At 65.0% G+C, this 22,663-nt stretch carries 25 protein-coding genes; 11 read left to right on the top strand and 14 right to left on the bottom strand.

What is annotated here, in order from left to right; genetic code table 11:
• Positions 1–59 precede the first annotated feature (59 nt).
• From ACZY0R_RS19290 to ACZY0R_RS19265, 6 genes are all read right to left on the bottom strand, one after another.
• A complete protein-coding gene (locus tag ACZY0R_RS19290; protein WP_045236664.1) occupies positions 60–434 on the bottom strand; it encodes a hypothetical protein in 375 nt (124 codons plus the stop codon).
• Between the two features lie 133 nt (positions 435–567).
• Complete coding sequence (locus ACZY0R_RS19285; protein WP_035860866.1) at positions 568–852, bottom strand: hypothetical protein; 285 nt, start codon at positions 850–852, stop codon at positions 568–570.
• Positions 853–951: 99 nt separating this feature from the next.
• Entirely contained in the window at positions 952–1,275 is a 324-nt protein-coding gene (locus ACZY0R_RS19280) for a hypothetical protein (RefSeq protein WP_488860423.1), read from the bottom strand.
• Positions 1,276–1,392: 117 nt separating this feature from the next.
• Complete coding sequence (locus ACZY0R_RS19275; RefSeq protein WP_035860860.1) at positions 1,393–1,677, bottom strand: hypothetical protein; 285 nt, start codon at positions 1,675–1,677, stop codon at positions 1,393–1,395.
• A gap of 60 nt (positions 1,678–1,737) precedes the next feature.
• Entirely contained in the window at positions 1,738–2,589 is an 852-nt protein-coding gene (locus tag ACZY0R_RS19270) for a trypsin-like peptidase domain-containing protein (RefSeq protein WP_488866050.1), read from the bottom strand.
• 98 nt (positions 2,590–2,687) lie between these two features.
• The gene (locus ACZY0R_RS19265) at positions 2,688–2,891 is read right to left on the bottom strand and encodes a cold-shock protein (protein WP_006157950.1); all 204 of its coding nucleotides are present in this window, start codon (positions 2,889–2,891) and stop codon (positions 2,688–2,690) included.
• Between the two features lie 308 nt (positions 2,892–3,199).
• On the opposite strand from ACZY0R_RS19265, the gene ACZY0R_RS19260 reads away from it, so the two are divergent.
• Together ACZY0R_RS19260 and ACZY0R_RS19255 are read left to right on the top strand one after the other, a co-directional pair.
• Entirely contained in the window at positions 3,200–3,439 is a 240-nt protein-coding gene (locus ACZY0R_RS19260) for a hypothetical protein (RefSeq protein ID WP_045236662.1), read from the top strand.
• A 158-nt stretch (positions 3,440–3,597) separates the two neighbouring features.
• Positions 3,598–4,476 (top strand): lipid A biosynthesis lauroyl acyltransferase, encoded by an 879-nt coding sequence (locus ACZY0R_RS19255; RefSeq protein ID WP_488860420.1) that lies wholly within the window; start codon positions 3,598–3,600, stop codon positions 4,474–4,476.
• 35 nt (positions 4,477–4,511) lie between these two features.
• On the opposite strand, the gene ACZY0R_RS19250 is transcribed toward ACZY0R_RS19255, so the two are convergent.
• Both ACZY0R_RS19250 and ACZY0R_RS19245 read right to left on the bottom strand, forming a co-directional pair.
• Positions 4,512–4,706 carry a hypothetical protein gene (locus ACZY0R_RS19250; RefSeq protein WP_488860418.1) on the bottom strand — a complete coding sequence of 65 codons (195 nt, stop codon included), beginning with the start codon at positions 4,704–4,706 and terminating at the stop codon, positions 4,512–4,514.
• Between the two features lie 168 nt (positions 4,707–4,874).
• Positions 4,875–5,219 (bottom strand): hypothetical protein, encoded by a 345-nt coding sequence (locus ACZY0R_RS19245; protein ID WP_488860416.1) that lies wholly within the window; start codon positions 5,217–5,219, stop codon positions 4,875–4,877.
• A gap of 327 nt (positions 5,220–5,546) precedes the next feature.
• Between ACZY0R_RS19245 and ligD the strand changes: the two genes are divergently transcribed.
• Entirely contained in the window at positions 5,547–8,147 is a 2,601-nt protein-coding gene (gene ligD, locus ACZY0R_RS19240; protein ID WP_488860414.1) for a DNA ligase D, read from the top strand.
• Positions 8,148–8,285: 138 nt separating this feature from the next.
• On the opposite strand, the gene ACZY0R_RS19235 is transcribed toward ligD, so the two are convergent.
• The 3 genes from ACZY0R_RS19235 to ACZY0R_RS19225 all read right to left on the bottom strand — a co-directional run bounded on the left by ACZY0R_RS19235 (position 8,286) and on the right by ACZY0R_RS19225 (position 11,453).
• A complete protein-coding gene (locus tag ACZY0R_RS19235; RefSeq protein WP_488860412.1) occupies positions 8,286–9,323 on the bottom strand; it encodes an alpha/beta fold hydrolase in 1,038 nt (345 codons plus the stop codon).
• Between the two features lie 117 nt (positions 9,324–9,440).
• Complete coding sequence (locus ACZY0R_RS19230; RefSeq protein WP_488860410.1) at positions 9,441–10,424, bottom strand: glutathione S-transferase family protein; 984 nt, start codon at positions 10,422–10,424, stop codon at positions 9,441–9,443.
• Positions 10,425–10,463: 39 nt separating this feature from the next.
• Positions 10,464–11,453: an alpha/beta fold hydrolase gene (locus tag ACZY0R_RS19225; RefSeq protein WP_488860408.1), complete on the bottom strand. Its 990-nt coding sequence runs from the start codon at positions 11,451–11,453 to the stop codon at positions 10,464–10,466.
• Between the two features lie 165 nt (positions 11,454–11,618).
• On the opposite strand from ACZY0R_RS19225, the gene ACZY0R_RS19220 reads away from it, so the two are divergent.
• Positions 11,619–12,536: a LysR family transcriptional regulator gene (locus tag ACZY0R_RS19220; RefSeq protein ID WP_045236655.1), complete on the top strand. Its 918-nt coding sequence runs from the start codon at positions 11,619–11,621 to the stop codon at positions 12,534–12,536.
• Between the two features lie 148 nt (positions 12,537–12,684).
• Here the strand turns inward: ACZY0R_RS19220 and sodB are convergent, their stop codons facing one another.
• Positions 12,685–13,266, bottom strand: coding sequence for a superoxide dismutase [Fe] (gene sodB, locus ACZY0R_RS19215; RefSeq protein ID WP_006157940.1), 582 nt, complete (start codon positions 13,264–13,266; stop codon positions 12,685–12,687).
• 154 nt (positions 13,267–13,420) lie between these two features.
• Positions 13,421–14,806 (bottom strand): exodeoxyribonuclease VII large subunit, encoded by a 1,386-nt coding sequence (gene xseA / locus ACZY0R_RS19210; protein ID WP_488860405.1) that lies wholly within the window; start codon positions 14,804–14,806, stop codon positions 13,421–13,423.
• A 1,053-nt stretch (positions 14,807–15,859) separates the two neighbouring features.
• Between xseA and ACZY0R_RS19205 the strand changes: the two genes are divergently transcribed.
• The 7 genes from ACZY0R_RS19205 to ACZY0R_RS19175 all read left to right on the top strand — a co-directional run bounded on the left by ACZY0R_RS19205 (position 15,860) and on the right by ACZY0R_RS19175 (position 21,160).
• The gene (locus ACZY0R_RS19205; protein ID WP_488860403.1) at positions 15,860–16,480 is read left to right on the top strand and encodes a MotA/TolQ/ExbB proton channel family protein; all 621 of its coding nucleotides are present in this window, start codon (positions 15,860–15,862) and stop codon (positions 16,478–16,480) included.
• A 6-nt stretch (positions 16,481–16,486) separates the two neighbouring features.
• On the top strand, positions 16,487–16,915 hold the full coding sequence (locus ACZY0R_RS19200) for an ExbD/TolR family protein (RefSeq protein WP_488860401.1): 429 nt from the start codon (positions 16,487–16,489) through the stop codon (positions 16,913–16,915).
• A 177-nt stretch (positions 16,916–17,092) separates the two neighbouring features.
• Entirely contained in the window at positions 17,093–18,202 is a 1,110-nt protein-coding gene (gene lpxK / locus ACZY0R_RS19195; RefSeq protein WP_488860399.1) for a tetraacyldisaccharide 4'-kinase, read from the top strand.
• A complete protein-coding gene (locus tag ACZY0R_RS19190) occupies positions 18,183–18,371 on the top strand; it encodes a Trm112 family protein (protein WP_043344047.1) in 189 nt (62 codons plus the stop codon). The genes lpxK and ACZY0R_RS19190 overlap by 20 nt, the downstream gene beginning before the upstream one ends.
• 12 nt (positions 18,372–18,383) lie before the next feature.
• Positions 18,384–19,193 (top strand): 3-deoxy-manno-octulosonate cytidylyltransferase, encoded by an 810-nt coding sequence (gene kdsB / locus ACZY0R_RS19185; RefSeq protein WP_488860397.1) that lies wholly within the window; start codon positions 18,384–18,386, stop codon positions 19,191–19,193.
• 356 nt (positions 19,194–19,549) lie between these two features.
• Positions 19,550–20,215, top strand: coding sequence for an adenylate kinase (adk, locus tag ACZY0R_RS19180; protein WP_488860395.1), 666 nt, complete (start codon positions 19,550–19,552; stop codon positions 20,213–20,215).
• A gap of 186 nt (positions 20,216–20,401) precedes the next feature.
• Positions 20,402–21,160, top strand: coding sequence for a 3-hydroxyacyl-CoA dehydrogenase (locus ACZY0R_RS19175; RefSeq protein ID WP_488860393.1), 759 nt, complete (start codon positions 20,402–20,404; stop codon positions 21,158–21,160).
• Between the two features lie 47 nt (positions 21,161–21,207).
• On the opposite strand, the gene ACZY0R_RS19170 is transcribed toward ACZY0R_RS19175, so the two are convergent.
• Positions 21,208–22,638, bottom strand: a complete 1,431-nt coding sequence (locus ACZY0R_RS19170) for an aldehyde dehydrogenase family protein (RefSeq protein WP_488866048.1) — start codon at positions 22,636–22,638, stop codon at positions 21,208–21,210.
• Positions 22,639–22,663: the final 25 nt, after the last annotated feature.

Genomic DNA, 22,663 nt, shown 5'->3' with positions numbered 1-22,663 from the left:
CGATTACGCCTGGCCACGGCGCGCAACGCGCCCGTGCCTTCGCCGCGAGCGGCGGAAGCTCAGCCGGGAAAACGCATGCGTGGGACGCTGGCACCAACGCGAGAGCCGACCGGGCGCAATTCGCCCTCCCAGGGTTCCGCGTCCAGGTCCAGCACGAAGTCTCCCTCGCCGGCCTTGTCATACAAATTGTCACGAATCGCCTGCCCGATCGCCAGCCGGCACAACGCCTCGAAGCTGTCGACGGCCGTGCCGGACAGGGCTGCCTCCCTGGCCTGAACCCCGAACGAACGCCTGCCGTCGCCGACGAAGCTGGTGAAACGAACGCCTGTCGGGTGGCTGGAGTCCAGAAAGCTGACAGCCACGTGGTAGGCGATGCCTTTGCCTTGCCCCGGTAGCGTGCAGAGGAAATTGGATGGTGTCGCAACCTTGTTCATGACGTATGCGCTCTCGGGCCGGCGCGATGCGCACGGCAATATTTGACAGGTAGACCCGCGCCACTGGCATCGCTCCGGACGTCGCACTGGGCAACGCCGCACCGTTGTGCCGGAATCATCTCCGGCACAACCCTTACAGCGTGGTCACCGACTCACCGGGTATCAGCCCGTTGATAATATCTTCGCCGAACTTCACGGCCCCCCTGCGCGCCGTACCGATATTCTCCCACGGCGTGCTTTCGAGGCGAAACACGCGAGTGCGTTCGCTGCCGGGCCGATGACCCTCGATGCAAATGACCACTGACGCAGTGAAGCTGCGGTCAGGCTTGGTCCTGGGCCACGATTGCGCGGGTTGAATCTTGTACACCAGGGGATAGAGGTCGAATCCCTTGTAGCTGGCGGAAGGCGTATTGTTCATGTAGTGCTCCAGGCGGCTGGATGCCGCCGATGCGGGCCTCGTAAAGATTCGCACACACTGGACAATGCCGGGACCCATTGCGCGACCACGCGGGGCAAGCTAGGGAGCTATCAGGCGATCGACGACAATCGCGATCGCTTTCCCTGGCCTGTCCTGCTTGCAATGGACACCAAGGCGTGCGCGCAAAAACCGGTCAAGGCTGCGTTGCAGTTGATATAAGGCGCGCTGGTCGGCACTGCTCAGCTGTTCCGCGACTTCCTGCGCCATCTCGATTTCAAGCGTCCTGTCGGACCAGGCAAGGCTTCTGGCATCAGGGATCTGCCAGTTCGCGGTGACTACGCGCTGTCCTGTCATCCAGGTCCTGACATCTTGCCCGGTGATCTCATCAAGCACGGGCTTCACGAAGGCAACGAGATCAATCATGGCACCGGCCAGGTGGATAGGCGGCCCATCGCCTGGCCGACGGGTGATACAGCCGCGGCGGGCGAACCCGCTCCACCCTCGCACCACAGCGGACCCTGCCGCATATCGCGACAGGCGTCAGAGCGATACGACGGATTGCCCGGGGATCGCGCCGTTGATGATGTCCTCGGCGTATCGGACGACACCACGGCGCGCGGCACCGATATTGTCCCAAGGCACTGTATCCAGGCGGAAAGTACGGGCTTTCTCGCCCTCGGGTTCACCACCTTCGCGGCAGATCACAACGGCGGCATCGAAGGTCCTGTCGGGCCTGCGCTCCGGCCAGGTGCGCACCACCGCATGCTTGAACACGAGCGGGTACAAATCGAACCCTTTGTAGCTGGCAATCGGATTGGCGTCCATGATGCGCTCCGCAGTTCCATTGATCCCCACTCTACTCCTATAGGCGCAGCATCATCACCTTTATTTTGGCGGCTCTGGAGATGTGGAAGGCGCCGGGGAAGACGACCCGGCGGACGGCGTGGTTGGCGTGGCGGCAATAGGCGCGGCCGCGCCCGGAGCCGTCCTTGCTGGCGCCGCCTTCGCCGGCTCGGTCAGGGTCAGCAGCATGTCCGCATACCAGGCCGAATTCAGTCCGAGCACCTCGTCCTCCGCCAGGTCGCGCGAACCCACGTCGAAGCGGGCAGAGTGAATACCCAGCAGCATCCACGGCAGGTCCAGCTTCTCACCCCGGCCATCGCGCATGCGCGAGACCACCAGCGCACCGCTCGTGCCGCGATGGGTCCTTGCATCCGTGAGGAAAAACCCCTGGCCCTGGAAACGCAATCCGTAAGCGGATGCGACCACCGCCTGGCGCGCCACCGGCAAATGATGAAGCGCATCATGAAAACCCAGCGGGAATCCCACGATCAACAGCGAATCGCCCACCTCGACGTGGTCCGACGGCCGCGCCAGGTGCTCCGGCGTGAAAGCCCTGTAGACAAGCTTCGGCGGCAGCGCCTTGCGCTCCAGTTCCACCACCCCGACATCGACCGGGCCGCCACCATCCTCGCCTTCCCGCCAGACCGCAAGGCCATCGCGGTACAGCGGAATCGAAAAGCCGATCGAGTCGGCCATGTTCTCCGGCTGGCTATGCAGTTCGATCTCGATGCGGTCGGGGTGATGTTTGCTCGGCTCGTCGAGCAGCACATGGCGGCTGGTCACTACGAAGAGTCGCCCGTCGCGCTCGAAAAAAAAGCCACTCGCATTGGTGAGCGGTTGCTGGCCGTCGAAAGACGAGACCCGGACGGCAGCAAGAAGGATGGATTCGACCACAGGCATGATGATTTGGCGCAGGCGCCTCGCTGATTCCCGGTCGGTAAAAAAAAGCCCCGCTAGGCGGGGCTTTTTCTAGGCGATTCGATTCGGCTCGATCAGATCGGCTCGATCTTGGTCGCTGCGGGGCCCTTTTGGCCAACGCCTGCAACGTAACGCACCTTCTGGCCTTCTTGCAGCGACTTGAAACCGCCGCCTTGAATTTCCGAGAAATGCGCGAACAGGTCGTTGCCGCCTGCGTCAGGGGTGATGAAGCCGAAGCCCTTGGAGTCGTTGAACCACTTGACGGTACCGGTTTCCATGCTGGATATCCTTTAAACCTTAAAAGTTCTGGATGAGCCTATTGCTCACCAGGCATGACGATCAAGGAAGGAACATGGAGCAAACGAATCGCCGCTTGGAGGGACGATCCATAACATCTGAGTAACCGCTTGAAAGATCCTGCATCAACATTTATACAGGCATGGAAGGGGCATGTCAACGTGGCGTCAAAGAAAGTGCGCCAAGGATGGCGGGTGGGCCCGATTTAGCGTCCAGGCACCCTCGCCCGTGACGGTTTGTGGCCGCATGAACGTGCTACAGTCACCCACCTACCGCTGCCGGATTCCGCATGTCGCCTTGCCCAGCCTGCCTCGCCATCGAAGCCAACCGAGGTGGTTCGCCGGGGCATGCCATGCTCAGGATCACCGACACGCAGCGCATCAAGGTGCCACGCCGCCCCGCGAGCACCATCAGCACTTTCGTGTGCCAGACTTGCACCACCAGCTGGATCTACCGCGACGAAAAGAACGTCGATACGCAGGGCTGGCAACTCGCCCTGCAACAAACGCTGGCGCAGGACCTGCAGTGACATAGGCCGGCAGGGCCATTTCCCATCATCGTCGGCACACTGCTCCCGCTGGCCCTCACCACTCACTGCCGCTATCTCACTGAGACCATGCCGCACGCCCGCGCAAACCGCGCTACGGCGGCGCGAAGCACGCGGCGCGGTAATCTTTCAGGACCCGGATGATCCAGCGCATCGGACTTTTTTTCACCATCAGCCTGCTGCGTTTGCTCGCCGCCCTACCCTACTGCGTGTGCGCACGCATCGGCATGGGCCTTGGCGCCCTGCTCTATCGCATTCCGAGCCGGCGCCGCAGCGTCGTGCAGACCAACCTGCGGCTGTGCTTTCCGGATGCAAGCGAGTCGCACCGGCATGCTTTGGGCGAGGCACATTTCAGTCATGTGATCCGGAGCTATCTGGAGCGCGGCGTGCAATGGTATGGCGACGCCGGCAGGCTGAACGACCTCGTCGAACTGGACTCCGCCATCGAACTCGGCAATGCCGACGCCGGACCGACCATTTTCCTGGGGTTCCATTTCGTGGCGATCGAGGCCGGCTGCATGTTCTACTCGACCAGGCACCCGGTGGCCTCGCTCTACTCCAAGATGTCCAACCCCTTGCTGGAACACCTGGCGAGGCAGCAGCGCGGCAGGTTCGGCACCGAGATGATCCCGCGCAACGGCAGCGTGCGGCAGGCACTGCGGGCACTTAAATCAGGCACGCCGCTGATGCTCGCCGCGGACATGGATTTTGGCTTGCGCGACTCGGTATTCGTGCCGTTCTTCAACGTCCAGGCCTGCACGCTTACCTCGGTATCCCGCCTCGCCGCGCTTAGCGGTGCGCGTGTCGTGCCGTTCACAACCTCGGTCCTGCCCGGCTACCGCGGCTACAAGCTGAAGATATTCGATGCGATGGCGGGCTATCCCTCGGGGGACGAGAAGGCCGACGCGCTGCGCATGAACGCATTCCTGGAAACCCAGGTGCGCGCCATGCCGGAGCAATACTACTGGGTGCACCGCCGCTTCAAGCACCGCCCGGATGGCGAGGCGCCCGTCTATTGAGACGGCACCGCTCCACCCGTGCGAGCGGCCGCCGTTTAGTCCTGGTGGCCGTCCACGCTCACGCGATAGAGCGTGGCGCCCACCTTTTCCAGCAGCGCCCGCGCCGCGTCGGAAAACGTCTCGCTGGCGAGCAGCGCTGCCAGTCCAGCCACGGCGTCGTCCACCGATAGCTCGACCGTCTCGTCATTGGCAATGCGCTCGAAGGTGCTGATCACTACTGTCGGATCCATCCAGATTCCCCTGCAAAAGTCGAAGTCCGCCGCCTGGGCATGATGCCCACGCTGGCAAGCAGCGCGAATGGTAGCACCGCCACGCCCTCTGCCGGCATCTGGCCAGCCGCCATGGCAATGCGGCACCGCCCGGGCCGCCGCGCAACAGCTTGTCGTGGACAGGATTTGTCAGTGCCTTGCGGGCAACGCGCGCAGCCGGCGATTCACCTCGAGCAATGTCTCGCAATCGTCGCTGCCGGCGGCAGTGCGCTGCTGGATATACGTCGTGATGGCAAGCAGGGGACGCTTGCGCTCGCTGCACGATGAAGCGCCGGAACGGGCACAAGACACCGCCGCCTCCCTATCCAGGCTATCCCGCACGATCGCGATCAGATCCCCGCAATGCGCCGCCTCCACGGAAGACGCCGGCTCGGCCACCTCGGCGCAGGCGACGCCTGCCCACAGACCGAGTGCGACGGCGGCAAGGCCGAGCGCTACCTGCCATGCCTGGCGGGCCGATGGCTTCCTTCCCATCGTGGACATTATCAAAGCGGCGGCAGCGCGGCATATATTGCAAATCGTGGCCCGCGGGGATCGTAGAAAATACAAATTGGGGGATCCTTGTCCGGTAGGTGCCTGCCAGCGGCCCGGCAGGCGGGACCGCTCGCGCGCCTTGGGCGCGGCACAAGCGCAAGTGCCCCGTCTCCATGCAGGATTCATTCCCTTGGCTAACATCTTCAGGTGTGCCGGGCACGATTGCTGCGACGCATTGCGCACAACCCTGCCGGTCGGGCTGATTCCCCCCGCTCCCCCGGCCGCCTTGCGCGGACTATCGCTGACCTACCTTCCAAGGTGTACGAGATGCCAGGACCATTGGAAAAATACCGCCAGAAACGTGACTTCAGCGTCACCAGCGAGCCCAGGGGGACAAAGGTCAAGCCTGCCGCCAGGCTGTCCTTCGTCGTGCAAAAACACGCGGCCCGGCGCCTGCACTACGACTTTCGACTGGAACTCGACGGTACGCTGAAAAGCTGGGCGGTGCCCAGGGGACCAAGCCTGGACCCTGCCGACAAACGCATGGCTGTGCAGGTCGAGGACCACCCGCTCGACTATGGCTCCTTCGAGGGCGTGATTCCTCCGGGGCAATACGGCGCGGGTACGGTCATCGTGTGGGATCGCGGCACCTGGGTGCCCACCGGCGACCCGCATGCGGGATACCGCGAAGGCAAGCTGAAGTTCTCCCTGCATGGAGAAAAACTGCACGGGCACTGGACGCTGGTGCGCATGCACGCAAGGCGCGACCAGGATGCGGACAAGCCCGCCTGGCTGCTGATCAAGGAGCGCGACGAAGAAGCGCGCGCGGCGTCGTCATTCGACATCGTGGAAGCACTACCCGACAGTGTGCTGCCCGGCAAGCGCAAAGCCAGCGCGAAGCCAGCGGGGAAATCGGCGCAACACGCGGAACGCAAGGCCGCAAGCGCCGTCAGCCAGGCCACGGCCTCCCCGGGTCCCGACGATATGCCGCCCGCCGCCAGGTCGGCCGCCCTGCCTCTCTTGCTGGCACCGCAACTGGCGACTCTGGTCGACAAACCACCGGCGGCCGATGACGAATGGCTATATGAGATCAAGTTCGACGGCTACCGCTTGCTCGCCCGAGTCGATGGCAAGAAGGTGCGCCTGTTTACGCGCAACGGCAACGACTGGACCGGCAAGCTGCGCGGACTGGCGCAGGCTGTCGCAGGCCTTGGCCTGCAGTCCGGCTGGCTCGACGGCGAGATCGTGATCGCCGACAAGCACGGCAGGACCGATTTCCAGGCCCTGCAGAATGCATTTGAAAACGCGCAACTCGACGAAATCCGGTACTTCCTGTTCGACCTGCCGTATTGCAACGGCTTCGACCTGCGCAAGGTGCCGCTATCCGTGCGCAGGGACATGTTGCGCCGCGCGCTGACAGCCAGGCCTTCCGATCACCTGCGCTTTAGCGAGAGCTTCGAGGCCTGCGCCGCCGAGTTGCTGCCGGCTGCCTGCAAGCTCCGGCTCGAAGGCGTGATCGGCAAGCGTGCCGATGCGCCCTACGTGTCGGCCCGCTCGCGCTCCTGGATCAAGCTGAAGTGCACGCAGCGCCAGGAGTTCGTGGTAGTCGGCTATACCGATCCCGCCGGCTCCCGCCAGGGGATCGGCGCGCTTCTGCTCGGCGTGCATGACGAGCGCGGGCGGCTGCGCTATGCCGGCAAGGTCGGGACTGGCTTCGATGCGGATACGTTGTCCAGCCTTGCGCGCAAGCTCGTTGCCCTGCGGCAGGACGCCTCGCCGCTGGAATCCGCTTGCGAGGGCGAGCCGGCAGGCAGGATGCCATCGCATTGGGTGAAACCAAAGCTCGTGGCCGAGATTTCCTTCGGCAGCTGGACGCAGGAAGGCCGTGTGCGCCATGCCGTATTCCACGGCCTGCGCACCGACAAGCCGGGCGCCGCGGTCTCGGTGGAACGCGCTGCGCAGATCGGGCCGGATGACAAGCGGAAGCACAACAACAAGCCTGCAACACGCTCCACCGGGACAGCCAAGGCAACGCCCGAACCATCTGCCGCACCGCGCGTGCGGATCAGCCATGCCGGGCGCGTCATCGATGCCTCGACCGGATTGACCAAAGGCGACCTCGTGGGGTACTACGAGGCCATCGCCCCGCTGCTGCTGCCGCATCTGCGCGGACGGCCCGTGGCGCTGGTGCGCGGCCCCAGCGGCATCGGCGGCGAGCTGTTCTTCCAGAAGCACGGGGATGCATTGCGCATGCCCGGCATCAACACGCTCGATCCCGCGCTATGGCCGGACCATCCGCCCTTGCTTGAAATTGCCACGGAAGCGGGCATCGTCGCGGCAGCCCGGTTCAACGTGATCGAGTTCCATACATGGAATGCCAACAAGCGCGCGCTCGCCAGGCCGGACCGGGTGGTCTTCGACCTGGATCCCGGCGAAGGGGTGCCGTGGAACCACGTACGCGAAGGCGCCGCGATGATGAAGACCGTGCTGGATGAGCTGGGCCTGCGCAGCTTCCTGAAGACCAGCGGTGGCAAGGGCCTCCACGTAGTAGTGCCGATCTCCGCGCGCCACGACTGGGAGACCGTCAAGGCATTCGCCAGGCAAGTCGTGTTGCATATGGCCAGCATCGTGCCGGAACGCTTCGTGGCCAGGAGCGGGCCCCGCAATCGCGTCGGCAAGACCTTTATCGACTACCTGCGCAACGGCTTCGGCGCCACCACGGCGGCCGCCTTCTCCGCGCGGGCGCGTCCCGGGCTTGGCGTTTCCGTGCCCCTGGACTGGGCCGAGCTGGATAGCATCGAATCCAGCGCGCAGTGGACCGTCACCAATCTGCACGAACGCATCCGCGCGCAGCAAGAGGATCCCTGGGCCGGCTATGCCACCACCAGGCAAACACTGACCAAGCCGATCAAGCTGATGATGCCCTGAGCGGCCTTGCCGGTCCCTGCCTGGCGGCCAGCATGCCGGTGAACGCTCCATGGTTTGAGCAGGCATAGCCCGCGTGCCGCAAGCAGGCCGAGGCACTTTACCTGCCGGCGACTTGCCGGCACTCACCCGCGGTTCGCGCTACCGGCTCGCGGGCAATGCCGAAAGACCATCGAGCAGCGCCTTGTGGAAGGCCTGGGGATCCTGCATCTGCGGCGCGTGGCCCAGCTCCGGAAACTCGACCAGTTTCGCATTCGGCAGCGCCTTCAGGGTGAGCTGCGCCAGCGCCGGATAGTTGCCGACTTTCGCGCGGACTTCGGGCGGTGCGGCGTCCTTGGCGATCGCCGTTGTGTCCTTGTCGCCGATTAGCAGAAGGGTCTGCGTCTTGAGCGCGCCCAGCTCGTACACGACGGGCTGCGTAAAGATCATGTCGTAGATCAGCGCGGAATTCCAGGCCACCTGCTGCTTGCCCGGACCGCGGTTCATGCCCGCCAGCATCTGCACCCACGGCTCGTACTCGGGACGCCACGTGCCCACATAGTAGGTTGCCTGCTCGTAGCCGCGAATCTTGTCGGCACTAGTGGCCAGCTCACGTGCGTACCATTGGTCGACCGACAGCGAAGGCACGCCCTTCGCCTTCCAGTCTTCGAGGCCGATCGGGTTGACCAGCGCAAGCTGCTCCGTTTGCTGCGGGTACATCAGCGCGTAGCGCATGGCCAGCATGCCGCCAGTCGAATGGCCGATGACCGTGGCCTGGCCGACGCCGACCGATTCGAGCAAGGCGTGGGTATTGCGCGCGAGCTGCTGGAAGGAGTACTGATAGCGCGCCGGCTTGCTGGACTTGCAAAAACCGATCTGGTCAGGCGCGATAACGCGATAGCCGGCCGCGCTGAGTACCTTGATGGTGCCGTCCCAGGTCGCCGCGCAGAAATTCTTTCCGTGCAGCAAAACCGCGGTGCGGCCGTTGGCGTGCTCCGGCTTGATGTCCATGTAGGCCATATGCATCGCCTCGCCCTGCGAGGTGAACGCGAACTGCCGGACCGGGGCCGGGTAGTCAAAACCTTGCAGTTCGGGCCCGTATGCCGGCCCATCGTCAGCCGCGGCGGCCAGCACGGCCGGGGACGCGGCGACGGTGGCGGCGATGAGCACGGCGAACAAGAATTGGCGATGGAGCATCATGGCGGTTGGACTCGCTGGCAAAGAGAAGATCGGAAAGCGCAGGCACCCGCGCACGCGGGCAAGCTCCCGAAGTATGAACGAAAGCGCCGTGCAACAGATGCCGCACGCGCTGAATGGCTATGATGCCAGCCGTGCCCGGTCCGGCGGCGAGGCGAAATCAAGCATGGGACCCGCCGGCACTACGCCGGAAGGATTGATCGAGAGATGGCTCTCGTAATAGTGCCGCTTGATGTGCTCGATATTGACCGTCTCCGCAATGCCGGGAAGCTGGTAGATATCCCGCGTGTAAGCCGCGAGGTTCGTGTAGTCGGCAATGCGGCGCAGGTTGCATTTGAAGTGGCCGACATAGACCGCATCAAAGCGGACCAGTGTTGTAAACAGGCGGATATCAGCCTCCGTGAGAGCATCGCCGGTCAGGAAGCGTCGCGCCCCCAGGCGTTGCTCAAGCCAGTCGAGCGTCTCGAACAGCGGCGCGACCGCCTCTTCATAGGCGGCTTGCGTGGTGGCGAATCCGGATTTGTAGACGCCGTTGTTCACGGTGTCGTACACCCTCGCATTGACCTCGTCGATCTCGCTGCGCAATGCCTCCGGATAGTAGTCGCCGTCCCTGGCGCCCAGGTGATCGAAGGCCGCGTTGAACATCCGGATGATCTCCGACGACTCGTTGCTGACGATGGTCGATCGCGTCGTGTCCCACAGCACGGGCACGGTAACGCGCCCGGTGTAGTCCGGGGCGGCCGCGGTATAGACCTGGTGCAGCAGGCGCGCGTCGTTGACCGTGTCGGGGACCACGCCCGGGCCCTCGGCGAAGGTCCAGCCCTCGCCCCGCATCAGCCAGTGGACGGTGGAGACGCTGATCATGCCTTCGAGCCCTTTCAGGGCACGCATGATCAGCGTGCGGTGTGCCCACGGGCATGCCAGGCTCACGTAGAGATGATAGCGGCCGAATTCGGCCCTGAAGCCGCCAACGCCGCTCGGGCCGGCCGCGCCGTCGGGCGTTACCCAGTTGCGGAAGGCCGCGTCCTTGCGGACGAAGCGGCCCCCGGTGGATGCGGTGTCATACCAGCGGTCTTGCCATTTTCCGTTGACGAGCAGTCCCATTTCGATACTCCTGATGACGCGATGATGCGTCAGATTTTTTCAGTCGGCGCTAACCGCTTGCGACGGTGCGTTAATGAAGCTCACGATGGCCGGGATGGTCTGCCCCGGCGCTTCTTCCATCAGCCAGTGTCCCGAGCCCTTGACGATCACGCCTTGCACATGGGTGGCGACAAGGCGTGCCTGGTCGATCAGGAAATTACCCGATGCCTTCTCGCCGACCAGCACCAGCATGGGCATCGGCAGCGGCTGCTTCGCCAGGGCTGCGAAATCCTCCGCATCCCGCGGGAACGCATGGAAGAATTCGAAGCCCGCGCGCATCCGGCCAGGCCGGGCGTAGGCCGCGGCGTAGAGCTGCCGGTTGGCTTCCGGCACCGAGTGCGCCGGGTCGGCGGCGAAGTCGTTCCAGAAGTGCTCGAAGTACGTGCGCTCGCGTCCCTTCACCAGCTTCTCCGGCGTATCGCCGTAGAAATTGAAGTGCCACTTGTCGCGCAGCAGCCAGATCTTCTGCCAGTCGCCCACGCCGGGCAGGAACGCATCCATCAGCGTCACGCTCTCCACTTCGTCCGGGTACTGCGCCGCGTAGGCGTAGGCCACCATCAGGCCGATATCGTGGCCGACGATGTTGACCTTGCGGTAGCCAAGCGCCTGGACCATTGCGTGAATATCCTGCGCGAGGTTCTTCTTCTCATAGCCCGACGGCGTGACTTCCGACGCGCCGGCGCCGCGCAGGTCCGGTGCGATCACGACACGCTCATCGCCGAGCCGCGTCATCAGCGGCAGCCACATATGGCTGGTTTCCGCGTAGCCGTGCAGCAGCACGACGGGCGTGCCGCTGCCTTGCCCGGTTTCAAGATAGTGCAACGCGACGCCGTTTGCGTGGATCGTATGTGGCCGGACCGCGCTGCTGCCGGCGCGCTCCGCCGCGCTGGCGGGCGCGACGAAGGCGAACGCAGCGAATGTGAGCGCGGCTACGCCGGACATGAGTACCGCGACGCTGATTTGGCGTGCCATGCGGTGGATGAGCGTCATGACGTTCTCCGGTGACAGGGCCACCGCAGGACTGGTTGCCCGGCCGATGGCACCGCAAACAAAAGGGGTTTCGGGAATGCGATGAGATGCTGTGCATGAATAGTGCCCCGGCGGCGCCGTTTTGCCGTACGATTTTCCCGATGAACTCGTTCGACGGAATTGAACATGTTGTCGGAAGATGAACTGGCGTTACTGGAAGCCATCAGGGAAGGCGGCAGCCTGTCCCGCGCGGCAGCCCGCCTTGGCAAAGCGCCATCGACCATCTCACATGCCGCGCGGCAACTCGAGGGCCGCTTTGACGCCCTGTTGTTCGACCGCCGGCGCTACCGGCTGCAACTGACACCGGCCGGACACCTGCTGGCCGATGAGGCCGCAAGGCTGATGCAGGACGTAGCCCGCATGACGCAGCGCGTGCGGCAGGTCGCCAGCGGCTGGGAAGACCGCCTGTGGATCGTCACCGACGAGGTGCTGGAGTTCGAATTGCTGATGCCCGTGATCCGCAGCTTCGACGCGTTGCAGTCCGGCGTGGCGATTCGCCTGACCCACGAAGTCCTTAGCGGCACCTGGGAAGCGCTGCGCGATGGCCGCGCGGATGTGATCGTGGGAGCGACCAACGAGCCGCCCGCCATTCCAGGACTGCGCTGGTTCGAACTGGGCGTGGTGGAGTGGGTATTCGCCGTGGCGCCACGCCATCCGCTCGCCAGCGTGGAAGGACCGCTCACGCGGGAACGCATCTCGGCACACCGCGCGGTGGTGGTAGCCGATTCATCGCGCGGCACGGCGGGACGCGCCTACGGCCTGGTCGGCGGGCAGGCCTCGCTGGCGGTGCCGAGCATGCGCGCCAAGATTCTGGCGCAGCGCGAAGGGCTCGGTGTCGGCTGGCTGCCGCGGTACCGGGTGGCGTCGCTGCTCAAGCGTGGCGAACTGGTGGAAAAACGCACGGCCGATCCGCGCGAGCCCAATACGCTTTACGTGGCCTGGCGGGGCGACCATGAGGGCCGCGCGCTGCAATGGTGGCTGGATCAGTTGAAGCAGCCGCGCCTGGCGAAGCGCCTTGTGCAAGGCATGGACCTGTTCGCCTGAGCCGGCGGGACGGCTGAACGCAAATATCGCGGCGCAACAATAGAAAAGGGCCCCGATGGGCCCTTTTTCTGCTTGCCGTTCCGTGGCGCGGTTCACGCAGCGGAGTTGTCCGGTGCGCAAGCCGCCGCCGCTCGGCGGCAGCGCGAAATCAACCGGCGAAATTCTTGCTGGCGAAGTCCCAGTTCACCACATTCCAGAATGCCTCGACGTACTTCGGACGGGCATTGCGGTAGTCGATGTAGTAAGCGTGCTCCCACACGTCGCAGGTCAGCAGCGGCTTGGCATCGGTGGTCAGCGGGGTGGCGGCGTTGGAGGTCGAGACCAGGTCCAGCGAACCGTCGGCCTTCTTCACCAGCCAGGCCCAGCCCGAACCAAAGGTACCAACCGCGGTCTTGGTGAATTCTTCCTTGAACTTGTCGAAGGAGCCGAACTTGGCGTTGATGGCATCGGCCAGGGCGCCGGTGGGCTGGCCGCCGCCGTTGGGCTTGAGCGAATCCCAGTAGAAGGTGTGGTTCCACACCTGGGCGGCGTTGTTGAAGATGCCGCCGGAAGACTTCTTGACGATCTCTTCGAGCGTCGAGTTTTCGAACTCGGTGCCCTTGATCAGGTTGTTCAGGTTGGTGACGTAGGTCTGGTGATGCTTGTCGTGGTGGAACTCCAGGGTCTCCTTGGAGATGTGCGGGGCGAGCGCATCATGAGCGTAGGGCAGCGGGGGGAGAGTATGTTCCATTGTTCTGTCTCTTTCTGTGGGGTTGAAGATCAGGAATTGTCGATTGTAGGGGACTTGCCATACCCGCGCAAACGCGGCAAACAAAGCCCCTTCGATCATATTAGTTTGATCGATATGCAAGCGCTGTCGGCGGCCCGCCGACGCGCCGCCACACCTACAGCTCGGCCAGCCGGGGCTGCACGCTGGCGATGCCGGCGTCGGCCACGCCTTCGGCCAGATGGATTTCGATCGTGGAGCCCGCATGCAACTCGGCCGGCGAGCGCAAGGCGCGGCCGCGCTGGTCCATCAGCACGGCGTAGCCCCGCTCCAGGGTGCGCTGCGGCGCCAGCAGCTCCAGCGCGCCGGCGGCGCGCTGGAGCTGCTGGACGGCGCGCTCGTGCTGGCGCTGCGTGGCGTCGCGCAGCCGCAGGGCGGCGCGGCGCAGTTCGGCCTGGGCCAGCGCAAGGTCGGGACGCCCGGCCGCCCAGCGCATGGCGAGCACCTGCTGCCGGTGCCGCTGGGCCGCCACCGTATCGCGCAGCGCGGAACGCAGGTGGCGCATCAGGTTGTCGACCTGCAGGCGGCGCTCCTGCAACTGGGCCTGCGGGCTGCGCAGCCGGCGGGCCAGCCAGTCCAGGTTCTGCGCGCGCCGGTCGAGCTGGCGCTGCATGCCCTGGGCCAGCGCATCGCGCGCGCGGTTGGCCTGCATCAGCATGTGGGCGCGGTCCGGGCTGACCAGCTCGGCCGCACCGGTAGGCGTCGGTGCGCGCACGTCGGCCACGAAATCTGCAATGGTGAAGTCTGTTTCATGGCCAACCCCGGATACCACGGGCACGGCGCAGCGGGCGATCGCCTGTGCCACGCTTTCCTCGTTGAACGACCAGAGATCCTCGATGCTGCCGCCGCCGCGGCACAGGATCAGCACGTCGCATTCGTCGCGCTCGCTGGCGGTATCGATCATGGCGGCGATCCTGGCCGCCGCGCCGGCACCCTGGACCGGCACAGGGTAAACCACGACCGGCACATGCGGTGCGCGCCGGCGCAGCGTGCTGAGCACGTCGCGCAACGCGGCGGCCTGCAGCGAGGTGATCACGCCGATGGTGCGCGGATGGGCCGGCACGGGCCGCTTGCGCTCGGGCGCGAAGAGCCCAGCCTGCGACAGCTTTTCCTTCAACCGCAGGAATGCTTCATAGAGATTGCCAAGACCCGCGCGGCGCATGGCCTCCACGCCGAGCTGCAATTCGCCGCGTGCCTCGTACATGGACACCAGCGCCCTGACCTCGACCGCCTCGCCCTCGCGCGGCATGAAGCCGACATGCTGGTTGCGGCCGCGGAACATCACGCAGCGGATCTGGGCGCGCGCATCCTTGAGCGAGAAGTACCAGTGGCCGCTCGCGGCGCGTGTGAAGTTGGAGATTTCGCCCCGGACCCAGGTAAGTGGAAAGTTGCGTTCCAGCACCTGGGCGATAGCGTGGTTGAGCTCCCCGACAGGGATCGCTTCGCGTGCGCCGGGAGGCGCCATAGGCTGCGGTTCACGCGAAAAGTTCAGCGGTTCTGACATGGCGCACGGCCGGGCAAGCGGCGTGGAATGGACATGTCCACAGCATAACCTGTCTGTCAAGCCTCCCTGCATTCGCAATGCAGCCACCCCGCCAGACCGCATGACTTGACACAAGCCTTTGATTCTTATGCCCTTTCCGCCGTCTTATTTTTTAGGCAATGTAAGCAAACCCCTTATGCGTCAACGACTTACCAGCAGCACCCCCGGCTTGTTCACAAAGTTATCCACATTTTTTCTGGACAACCTTGCTGGAAGTCTCCTGCTTGTGGATAACCCATTACAAGTCACTTACACAGTGTCACCGATTGGCTAAGCGCGCCTTTTGCAGCGCTTTTTCGAGGCTCCACGTTCCGACACCCCGGAACTCGGCCGGGCTGCCGATATGGCCCCGTCAAACAAGCACTGCCCATTTTTTAATCAACAACAATGAAGCGCTTTCCAATCAACGAGTTACACCGCTTCTCAGATAGTTTTCCACAACCCGTCCACAAGACTGTCCCGGAGGAATGTGGAAAGGGGGAGACTTGGTCGGATTTTTCCCTTTCCGGACGCGGGAAGCTCTCTGGCGGCCCCATCTGGCGTGCTCTGCACATTATTTAAGCAGCCCCTTTACCCCCCTTTTAAATCAATGAGTTAGGTGTCCTTTCAGGCTTCTGTCCACAACCGGTCCACAGCACTGTCCTGTTTTAATGTGGATAGCCGGCGCCTGAGCATTAGCCGTTTCCCGGCCGGCCGGAGGATGTCTTCGCCACTCGCTGGCTGCTCATTTTTTAAGCGATAAACAATTTATCATTTAAAATCAGTAGCTTGACCTCTTTGTCAGCCCACTGTCCACAATTCATCCACAGCACTGTCCCTGTTCCATGTGGACATCCCGCCAGTCGACGCCCCGGGCACCACCGCAAGCGATGCGCTTCCGATACAACACCGTGCTGCGTCTTGCCGCGCCCGGTGCTGCGGGTTAGAGTGGCGCCTGATTTTTTCGAACACAGCCAGCACGCGAACGGCCGCGGCGGCTGGCATGAGAGACAAGCTGTCGAATCGGGGTCCCACGTGTTTTCTATCATTCAAGCGGCCGGCTGGCCGATCTGGCCCTTGTTGCTGGCTTCGGTCATCGCTCTCGCGCTGATCGTCGAACGTTTCCTGAGCCTCAAGCGCAGCAAGGTGCTGCCGTCCAAGCTGTACGACGAAGCCCTGTCGGTGGCGCAGCAACGCCGTGCCACGCCGGAGGTGGTCAATTCGTTGGAACAGAATTCCCCGCTGGGCCGCGTGCTGGCCGCCGGGCTGCGCCATGTGGTGCTGCAGCCCCATACCTCGCGCGATGCCGCCAAGGAAGTGGTGGAAGAGGCCGGCCGCGCGGTGGCGCACGAGCTGGAGCGCTACCTAAACGCCCTCGGCACCATCGCCTCGGTGGCGCCGCTGATGGGCCTGCTGGGCACCGTGATCGGCATGATCGAGATCTTCGGCAGCCAGGGCGGGTCCGGCGCCAGCCCCGAACAACTGGCCCACGGCATCTCGGTGGCGCTCTATAACACGGCATTCGGCCTGATCATCGCGATCCCGGCATTGATCTTCTGGCGCTACTTCCGCCGCCGCGTGGACGATTACGTGGCCGAACTGGAGTTCCGCGCCACCGCCTTCCTGGACGCCATCCTGCCGCAGCGCCGCGCCTGACCCGCCATGCAATTCCGATCCCGCCAGCGGCGCGAAGAACCGGAGATCAACCTCATCCCGTTGATCGACGTCCTGCTCGTGATCCTGATCTTCCTGATGATCACGACCACATACTCGCGCTATACCGAGTTGCAGATCCAGTTGCCGACCGCCGACGCCGAAAAGGCGCAGCAGCGCCCCGGCGAGATCGTGGTGTCCGTGTCGGCCAAGGGTGTCTATTCGATCAACAAGCAGGTCATGGACCAGCAGGACGTGACCAGCCTGGCCCAGCGCCTGCGCGAGGTTGCCGGTCCGGCCGACGGCCAGCCGCCGGTGCTGATCGTCAATGCCGATGCGCAGGCCACGCACCAGTCCGTGATCAATGTCATGGAAGCCGCCCGCCTGGCCGGGCTGCCCCGCCTGACCTTCGCCACGCAAAGCTCGCAGACGCACTGACCGGCCCGATACCCAATACCCGATTCCCGCAAGCCGCGGCTTGCGGGGGGCGCCGCAAGGTGCCCATAATGGCTAGGTAGCACGCCGGTGCGGCCCGCCCAGGGCGCCGGTTCGCCGCGCGCTCGCCTCCCGCCCTTCACAACGCAACACTACCGCCCAGCCCAGCCAACCACGCCCATGCCCGCTCCCCGCCACGCCCTTGCCGACTTCGTGACCGCCCAATGGCAGCGCCGCGGCTGGTTCGCCTGGCTGATGCTGCCGCTGTCGTGGCTGTTCGGCCTGATCAGTGCCTGGCGGCGGCTGGCATATCGGCGTGGCTGGTACCGTTCGACGCGGCTGCCGATGCCGGTGATCGTTGTGGGCAATGTGACGGTGGGCGGTACCGGAAAGACGCCGGCGGTCATCGCGCTGGCTCATGCGCTGGCCGAGGCCGGCCTGCGTCCGGGCGTGGTTTCGCGTGGCTACGGTGTCACGCTCAAGCACCCGCGCCGGGTCAAGCCAACCTCGCAGGCCAAGGACGTGGGCGATGAGCCGCTGCTGATCGCCCGCGCCACCGATGTGCCGGTCTGGGTCTTCCCCGACCGCGCGCTGTGCGCGCAGACCATGCTGGTGTCGCATCCCGGCGTCAACGTGCTGCTGCTCGACGATGGCCTGCAGCACTACAAGCTGCAGCGCGATTTCGAGATCGTGATGTTCGATACGCGCATGGGCGGCAACGGCCTGCTGCTGCCGGCGGGCCCGCTGCGCGAATCGCTCTCGCGCCGGCGCGACGCCACCCTGATCAATGACCCCGACTTCCACGCCAGCCCGGACAAGCCGGATGTCTATGGCATGCGCCTGGTGCTCGACGACGCCTGGCAACTGGCCGACCCGGCCATGGCCAGGCCCTTGTCCGCGTTTGCCGGGCAGCGTGTGCTCGCCGCCGCCGGCATCGGCAACCCCGAACGGTTCTTCGCCAGCCTGCGGGCCGCCGGCCTGGCGCCCGACACCATGCCGCTGCCGGACCACTACGACTTCGCCGAAGACCCCTTTGCCGGCGATCCCGTCGCGCGCGCAGCCGACGCCATCCTGATCACCGAGAAGGATGCCGTAAAATGCGAGCGCCTCAGTGACCCGCTCGACCCGCGGATCTGGGTCGTCCCCACCACGCCCGTGATCGACGCGGGCCTGATCGACAAAATTCGCCGCGCTGTCGCCGCGCACGCCCAGGCCGCGCCCGCCGCGCAGGGCGCCGCGATCGCCGCCGGCCACACCAAGGAAACGCAAGATGGACAACCGGCTGCTTGAAATCCTGGTCTGCCCGCTGTGCAAGAGCAAGCTGGAACACGACCGCGCCGCCCAGGAACTGATCTGCCAGGTCGACAAACTGGCCTATCCGATCCGCGATGGCATTCCCATCATGCTCGCCGATGAAGCACGCCAGACCGTGCCCGGCAGGCTGGTCTCGCCGGAATAAGCGGGTCGCATCATGTCGCTGCCAGCTTTCACTGTCGTCATCCCCGCCCGCCTGGCCTCGACCCGGCTGCCCAACAAGCCGCTGGCCGATATCGGGGGCAAACCCATGATCGTGCGCGTGGCCGAGCGGGCTCATGCCTCTTCGGCGCAGCGCACGGTCGTCGCCACCGATGCGCCCGAAGTGGCGTCGGCCTGCGCGACGCACGGCATCGAGGCTGTGCTCACGCGCGCCGACCATCCCTCGGGCACCGACCGCCTGGCCGAAGTGGCCACGCTGCTGGGCCTGGCGGATGACGCCATCGTGGTCAATGTCCAGGGTGACGAACCCTTGATCGAACCGGGCCTGATCGACGAGGTGGCGCTGCATCTGGCGCACCACGCCGATTGCGCCATCGCCACCGCCGCCCATCCGATCGGCGATATCGCCGACGTCTTCAATCCCAACGTGGTGAAAGTGGTGTGCGATGCCGGCGGCCGCGCGCTGTATTTCTCCCGCGCGCCGATCCCCTGGGCGCGCGACGCCTGGGCCGGCGTGCCCGCCGCGGCGGCCGCCACCGCGCAGGTGGCGTTGCCCGCCATGCCGGTGCTGCGCCACATCGGCCTTTATGCCTACCGTGCGGGATTCCTGCGGCGCTTCCCAACGCTGGCGTTGTCGCCTGTGGAGCAGACGGAAGCGCTGGAGCAGTTGCGCGCGATGTGGCATGGCGAGCGGATCGGCGTGCTGGAGACCGCGGCCGCGCCCGCGCCGGGCGTCGATACGCAGGCCGACCTGGAACGCGTGCGGGCGCTGTGGGCGCAGGCCATGGCACAAGAAGGACCTTGAGCATTTGGGGTGGCCGCCTGGCACCACGGCCATCCCGCAAGCCACAACATAAGTCATGACAGATGTCACCGCAGCGGCAAGCCGATTTTGCGCCGCCTCATGGCATAATGCTCGGCGATACAGAGCCGTCGGGCGCCCGGGCGCCCGGCCAAGGCTCGGTGGGGAGATGAAGAGTGAGCCCGTTCGGTACCCGCCCGCCGCCAGAGGTAGTGGCTAAAGCGTGCCGACCGTCAACAGACCAGACTCCGATCCGGGGCGCGCCGACCTGATGGCGCGGTAAGCCTCGCGTCAAGTTTCGGCGTTACCCTCCTTCCATTCCCCCTGCCATACCAGATTCAAAACTCTGAGGACCCGTAATGCGTTTGATCCTGTTGGGCGCACCTGGCGCCGGCAAAGGCACGCAAGCCCAGTTCATCTGCGAAAAGTTCGGCATCCCCCAAATCTCCACCGGCGACATGCTGCGCGCCGCGGTGAAGGCCGGCACGCCGCTAGGCGTGGAAGCCAAGAAGGTGATGGATGCGGGTGGACTGGTGTCGGACGACATCATCATCGGCCTGGTCAAGGACCGCCTGCAGGCGGCCGATTGCAAGGGCGGCTATCTGTTCGACGGCTTCCCGCGCACCATTCCGCAGGCCGAAGCCATGAAGGAAGCGGGCGTGGCGATCGACTACGTGCTGGAAATCGACGTGCCGTTCGACGCCATCATCGAACGCATGAGCGGGCGCCGCGCCCACGTGGCGTCGGGCCGTACTTATCACGTCAAGTACAACCCTCCCAAGACCGAAGGCCTGGACGATATCACCGGCGAACCGCTGATCCAGCGCGACGACGACAAGGAAGAGACCGTCAAGAAGCGCCTCGACGTCTACTCCCAGCAGACCCGTCCGCTGGTGGACTACTACTCCAGGTGGGCCGCCGATGGCGATGCGTCGGCCAGGGTTTCGCCGCCGCAGTACCGCAAGATCGCGGGCGTTGGCAGCGTGGAAGACATCACCGCGCGCGTGTTCGACGCACTGAAATAATCTGCGCGCCGCAAGCGCTGCATGAAACAAAAAAGCGACCTACGGGTCGCTTTTTTGTTTCTGGGCAATGATGGCCGTCCTTTGAGCCAGAATTGACGTTTACGTAAACGTTATGTCACCATGCCGTATCCGCAGCACCAGAAAATCAAAGAACCACACACTCAAGTTCAAGCGAGGAAGACAAGCATGGAAATCCGCGACAACGTATTTATCGTCACTGGTGGCGCCTCCGGGCTCGGCGAGGGCAGCGCCCGCATGCTGGCGGCCGCCGGCGGCAAGGTGGTGATCGCCGACCTCAACGAGGCCGCCGGCACCGCGCTGGCAGCCGAACTGGGCGGACGCTTCGTGCGCTGCGACGTCAGCAGCGAAGCCGACGGGCAAGCCGTCGTGGACGCCGCCACCGCGCTGGGCCGCCTGGCCGGCCTGGTCAATTGCGCCGGCATCGCCACCGCCAACAAGACGGTCGGCAAGAACGGCCCGCATCCGCTGGACGCCTTCGACAAGACCATCCGCGTCAACCTGATCGGCACCTTCAACATGATCCGGCTCGCTGCCGCGGCCATGGTGCGCAACACGCCCGACGCCGAAGGCGAGCGCGGCGTGATCATCAACACCGCCTCGGTGGCGGCGTTCGACGGCCAGATCGGCCAGGCCGCCTACGCCGCCTCCAAGGGCGGCGTGGTCGCCATGACCCTGGCGATTGCCCGCGACCTGTCGCGCGATGGCGTGCGCTGCATGACGATCGCGCCGGGCATCTTCGAGACGCCGATGCTGCTGGGCATGCCGCAAGAGGTGCAGGACGCCCTTGGCAAAATGGTGCCGTTCCCGTCGCGCCTCGGCCGCCCGGCGGAGTACGCGAAGATGGTCGGCGCCATCGTCGGCAACACCATGCTCAACGGCGAGGTGATCCGGCTCGACGGTGCCATCCGCATGCAGCCGAAGTAAGGCCGTCCGCGGCCGTGCTGGCGGCCAGCCGCCGCCAGCTTCATCGCTCAGCCTGCCACGTAAGCCGTCTTCACGGTGGTGTAGAACTCCGCCGCGTAGGTGCCCTGCTCACGCGGCCCCAGGCTGGAGCCCTTGCTGCCCCCGAATGGAACGTGATAGTCGACGCCGGCGGTCGGCACGTTGACCATGACCATGCCTGCTTGCGCATGCCGCTTGAAGTGCTGCACGTGCTTTAGCGACGTCGAGCAGATGCCGCTGGCGAGGCCAAACTCGGTGTCGTTGGCCAGTGCCAGCGCATGTTCGTAGTTCCTGGCTGGGATCACGGCGGCAACCGGCCCGAAGATCTCCTCGCGGCAGATCCGCATGTCGTTGCTGCAATCGGCGAAGATGGCCGGCGTGAGGTAGAAGCCTGGCGTGGCGCGTGTCACCTGTTCCCCGCCGCATACCAGCCGGGCACCTTCCTCCTGCCCGATGGCCAGGTAGCGCAGGTCCTGTTCAAGCTGGTCGCCGCTGGCCACCGGGCCGATATCGGTGCCGGCCTCAAGGGCATGACCGATCTTGAGCCCGACCGTGCGTTCGCGCATCCGCTCAACGAAGCGGCCATAGACGCCCTCCTCCACGATCAGCCGGCTCGATGCAGTGCAGCGCTGGCCAGTGGAGAAGAATGCGCTTTGCACCGCGCACTCCACCGCGAGGTCGAGATCGGCGTCATTCAGCACTACCATCGGGTTCTTGCCGCCCATTTCGAGTTGGACCTTGGCCTGCCGTTGCGCCGCCGCCTGCGCCACCCGCCCGCCAGTGGCCACGGAGCCGGTGAAGGAAATCGCGGTGATGCGCCGGTCATCGAGCATAGCCTGCCCCACCTGCGAACCGCGCCCGATTACCAGGTTGAATGCCCCCGCCGGCAACCCCGCGCGGCTGATGATCTCCGCCAGCGCCCAGGCGCAGCCCGGGACGAGTTCGGCGGGCTTGAACACGACCGCGTTGCCGTACGCCAGGGCGGGCGCGATCTTCCAGGCGGGAATGGCCATCGGGAAATTCCATGGCGCGATGATGCCTACGACCCCAACCGGCTCACGCGTGACTTCGATTTCAACGCCGGGCCGTACCGAGGCCAGCTTGTCGCCGCGCAGGCGCAAGGCCTCTCCGGCAAAGAACTTGAAGATATTGCCGGCGCGGACGACCTCGCCGATGCCTTCCGGCAGGGTCTTGCCCTCCTCCCGCGACAACAGCAGGCCGAGATCTTCGCGCCGCGCCAGGATTTCGGAACCGATCTTGTCGAGCGCATCGGCGCGCTGTTGTGGCGTGCTGGCGGCCCAGCGCGGCGCGGCGGCATGGGCGGCGGCGATGGCCGCGGCGGCTTGCGCGGCATCGGCCTGGGCGTAGCGGCCGACGATGTCGGTGGTGTCGGACGGATTGACGTTCGCGGCGTTGGACGCGCCGTCGAGCCATTGGCCGTCGATGTAGTTCTTATGCAGGGTCATGTCGGGTGTCTATGTGTCT

The sequence above is a fragment of the Cupriavidus sp. F041 genome (assembly GCF_057814235.1).
This window is presented reverse-complemented; position numbering and strand designations above follow the sequence as displayed.

Coding starts and splice junctions, on each gene's coding strand:
- ACZY0R_RS19290 (WP_045236664.1), bottom strand. CDS start 434: ATGAACAAGGTTGCGACACCATCCAATTTCCTCTGCACGCTACCGGGG.
- ACZY0R_RS19285 (WP_035860866.1), bottom strand. CDS start 852: ATGAACAATACGCCTTCCGCCAGCTACAAGGGATTCGACCTCTATCCC.
- ACZY0R_RS19280 (WP_488860423.1), bottom strand. CDS start 1,275: ATGATTGATCTCGTTGCCTTCGTGAAGCCCGTGCTTGATGAGATCACC.
- ACZY0R_RS19275 (WP_035860860.1), bottom strand. CDS start 1,677: ATGGACGCCAATCCGATTGCCAGCTACAAAGGGTTCGATTTGTACCCG.
- ACZY0R_RS19265 (WP_006157950.1), bottom strand. CDS start 2,891: ATGGAAACCGGTACCGTCAAGTGGTTCAACGACTCCAAGGGCTTCGGC.
- ACZY0R_RS19260 (WP_045236662.1), top strand. CDS start 3,200: ATGTCGCCTTGCCCAGCCTGCCTCGCCATCGAAGCCAACCGAGGTGGT.
- ACZY0R_RS19255 (WP_488860420.1), top strand. CDS start 3,598: ATGATCCAGCGCATCGGACTTTTTTTCACCATCAGCCTGCTGCGTTTG.
- ACZY0R_RS19250 (WP_488860418.1), bottom strand. CDS start 4,706: ATGGATCCGACAGTAGTGATCAGCACCTTCGAGCGCATTGCCAATGAC.
- ACZY0R_RS19245 (WP_488860416.1), bottom strand. CDS start 5,219: ATGGGAAGGAAGCCATCGGCCCGCCAGGCATGGCAGGTAGCGCTCGGC.
- ligD (WP_488860414.1), top strand. CDS start 5,547: ATGCCAGGACCATTGGAAAAATACCGCCAGAAACGTGACTTCAGCGTC.
- ACZY0R_RS19235 (WP_488860412.1), bottom strand. CDS start 9,323: ATGATGCTCCATCGCCAATTCTTGTTCGCCGTGCTCATCGCCGCCACC.
- ACZY0R_RS19230 (WP_488860410.1), bottom strand. CDS start 10,424: ATGGGACTGCTCGTCAACGGAAAATGGCAAGACCGCTGGTATGACACC.
- ACZY0R_RS19225 (WP_488860408.1), bottom strand. CDS start 11,453: ATGACGCTCATCCACCGCATGGCACGCCAAATCAGCGTCGCGGTACTC.
- ACZY0R_RS19220 (WP_045236655.1), top strand. CDS start 11,619: ATGTTGTCGGAAGATGAACTGGCGTTACTGGAAGCCATCAGGGAAGGC.
- sodB (WP_006157940.1), bottom strand. CDS start 13,266: ATGGAACATACTCTCCCCCCGCTGCCCTACGCTCATGATGCGCTCGCC.
- xseA (WP_488860405.1), bottom strand. CDS start 14,806: ATGTCAGAACCGCTGAACTTTTCGCGTGAACCGCAGCCTATGGCGCCT.
- ACZY0R_RS19200 (WP_488860401.1), top strand. CDS start 16,487: ATGCAATTCCGATCCCGCCAGCGGCGCGAAGAACCGGAGATCAACCTC.
- lpxK (WP_488860399.1), top strand. CDS start 17,093: ATGCCCGCTCCCCGCCACGCCCTTGCCGACTTCGTGACCGCCCAATGG.
- ACZY0R_RS19190 (WP_043344047.1), top strand. CDS start 18,183: ATGGACAACCGGCTGCTTGAAATCCTGGTCTGCCCGCTGTGCAAGAGC.
- kdsB (WP_488860397.1), top strand. CDS start 18,384: ATGTCGCTGCCAGCTTTCACTGTCGTCATCCCCGCCCGCCTGGCCTCG.
- adk (WP_488860395.1), top strand. CDS start 19,550: ATGCGTTTGATCCTGTTGGGCGCACCTGGCGCCGGCAAAGGCACGCAA.
- ACZY0R_RS19175 (WP_488860393.1), top strand. CDS start 20,402: ATGGAAATCCGCGACAACGTATTTATCGTCACTGGTGGCGCCTCCGGG.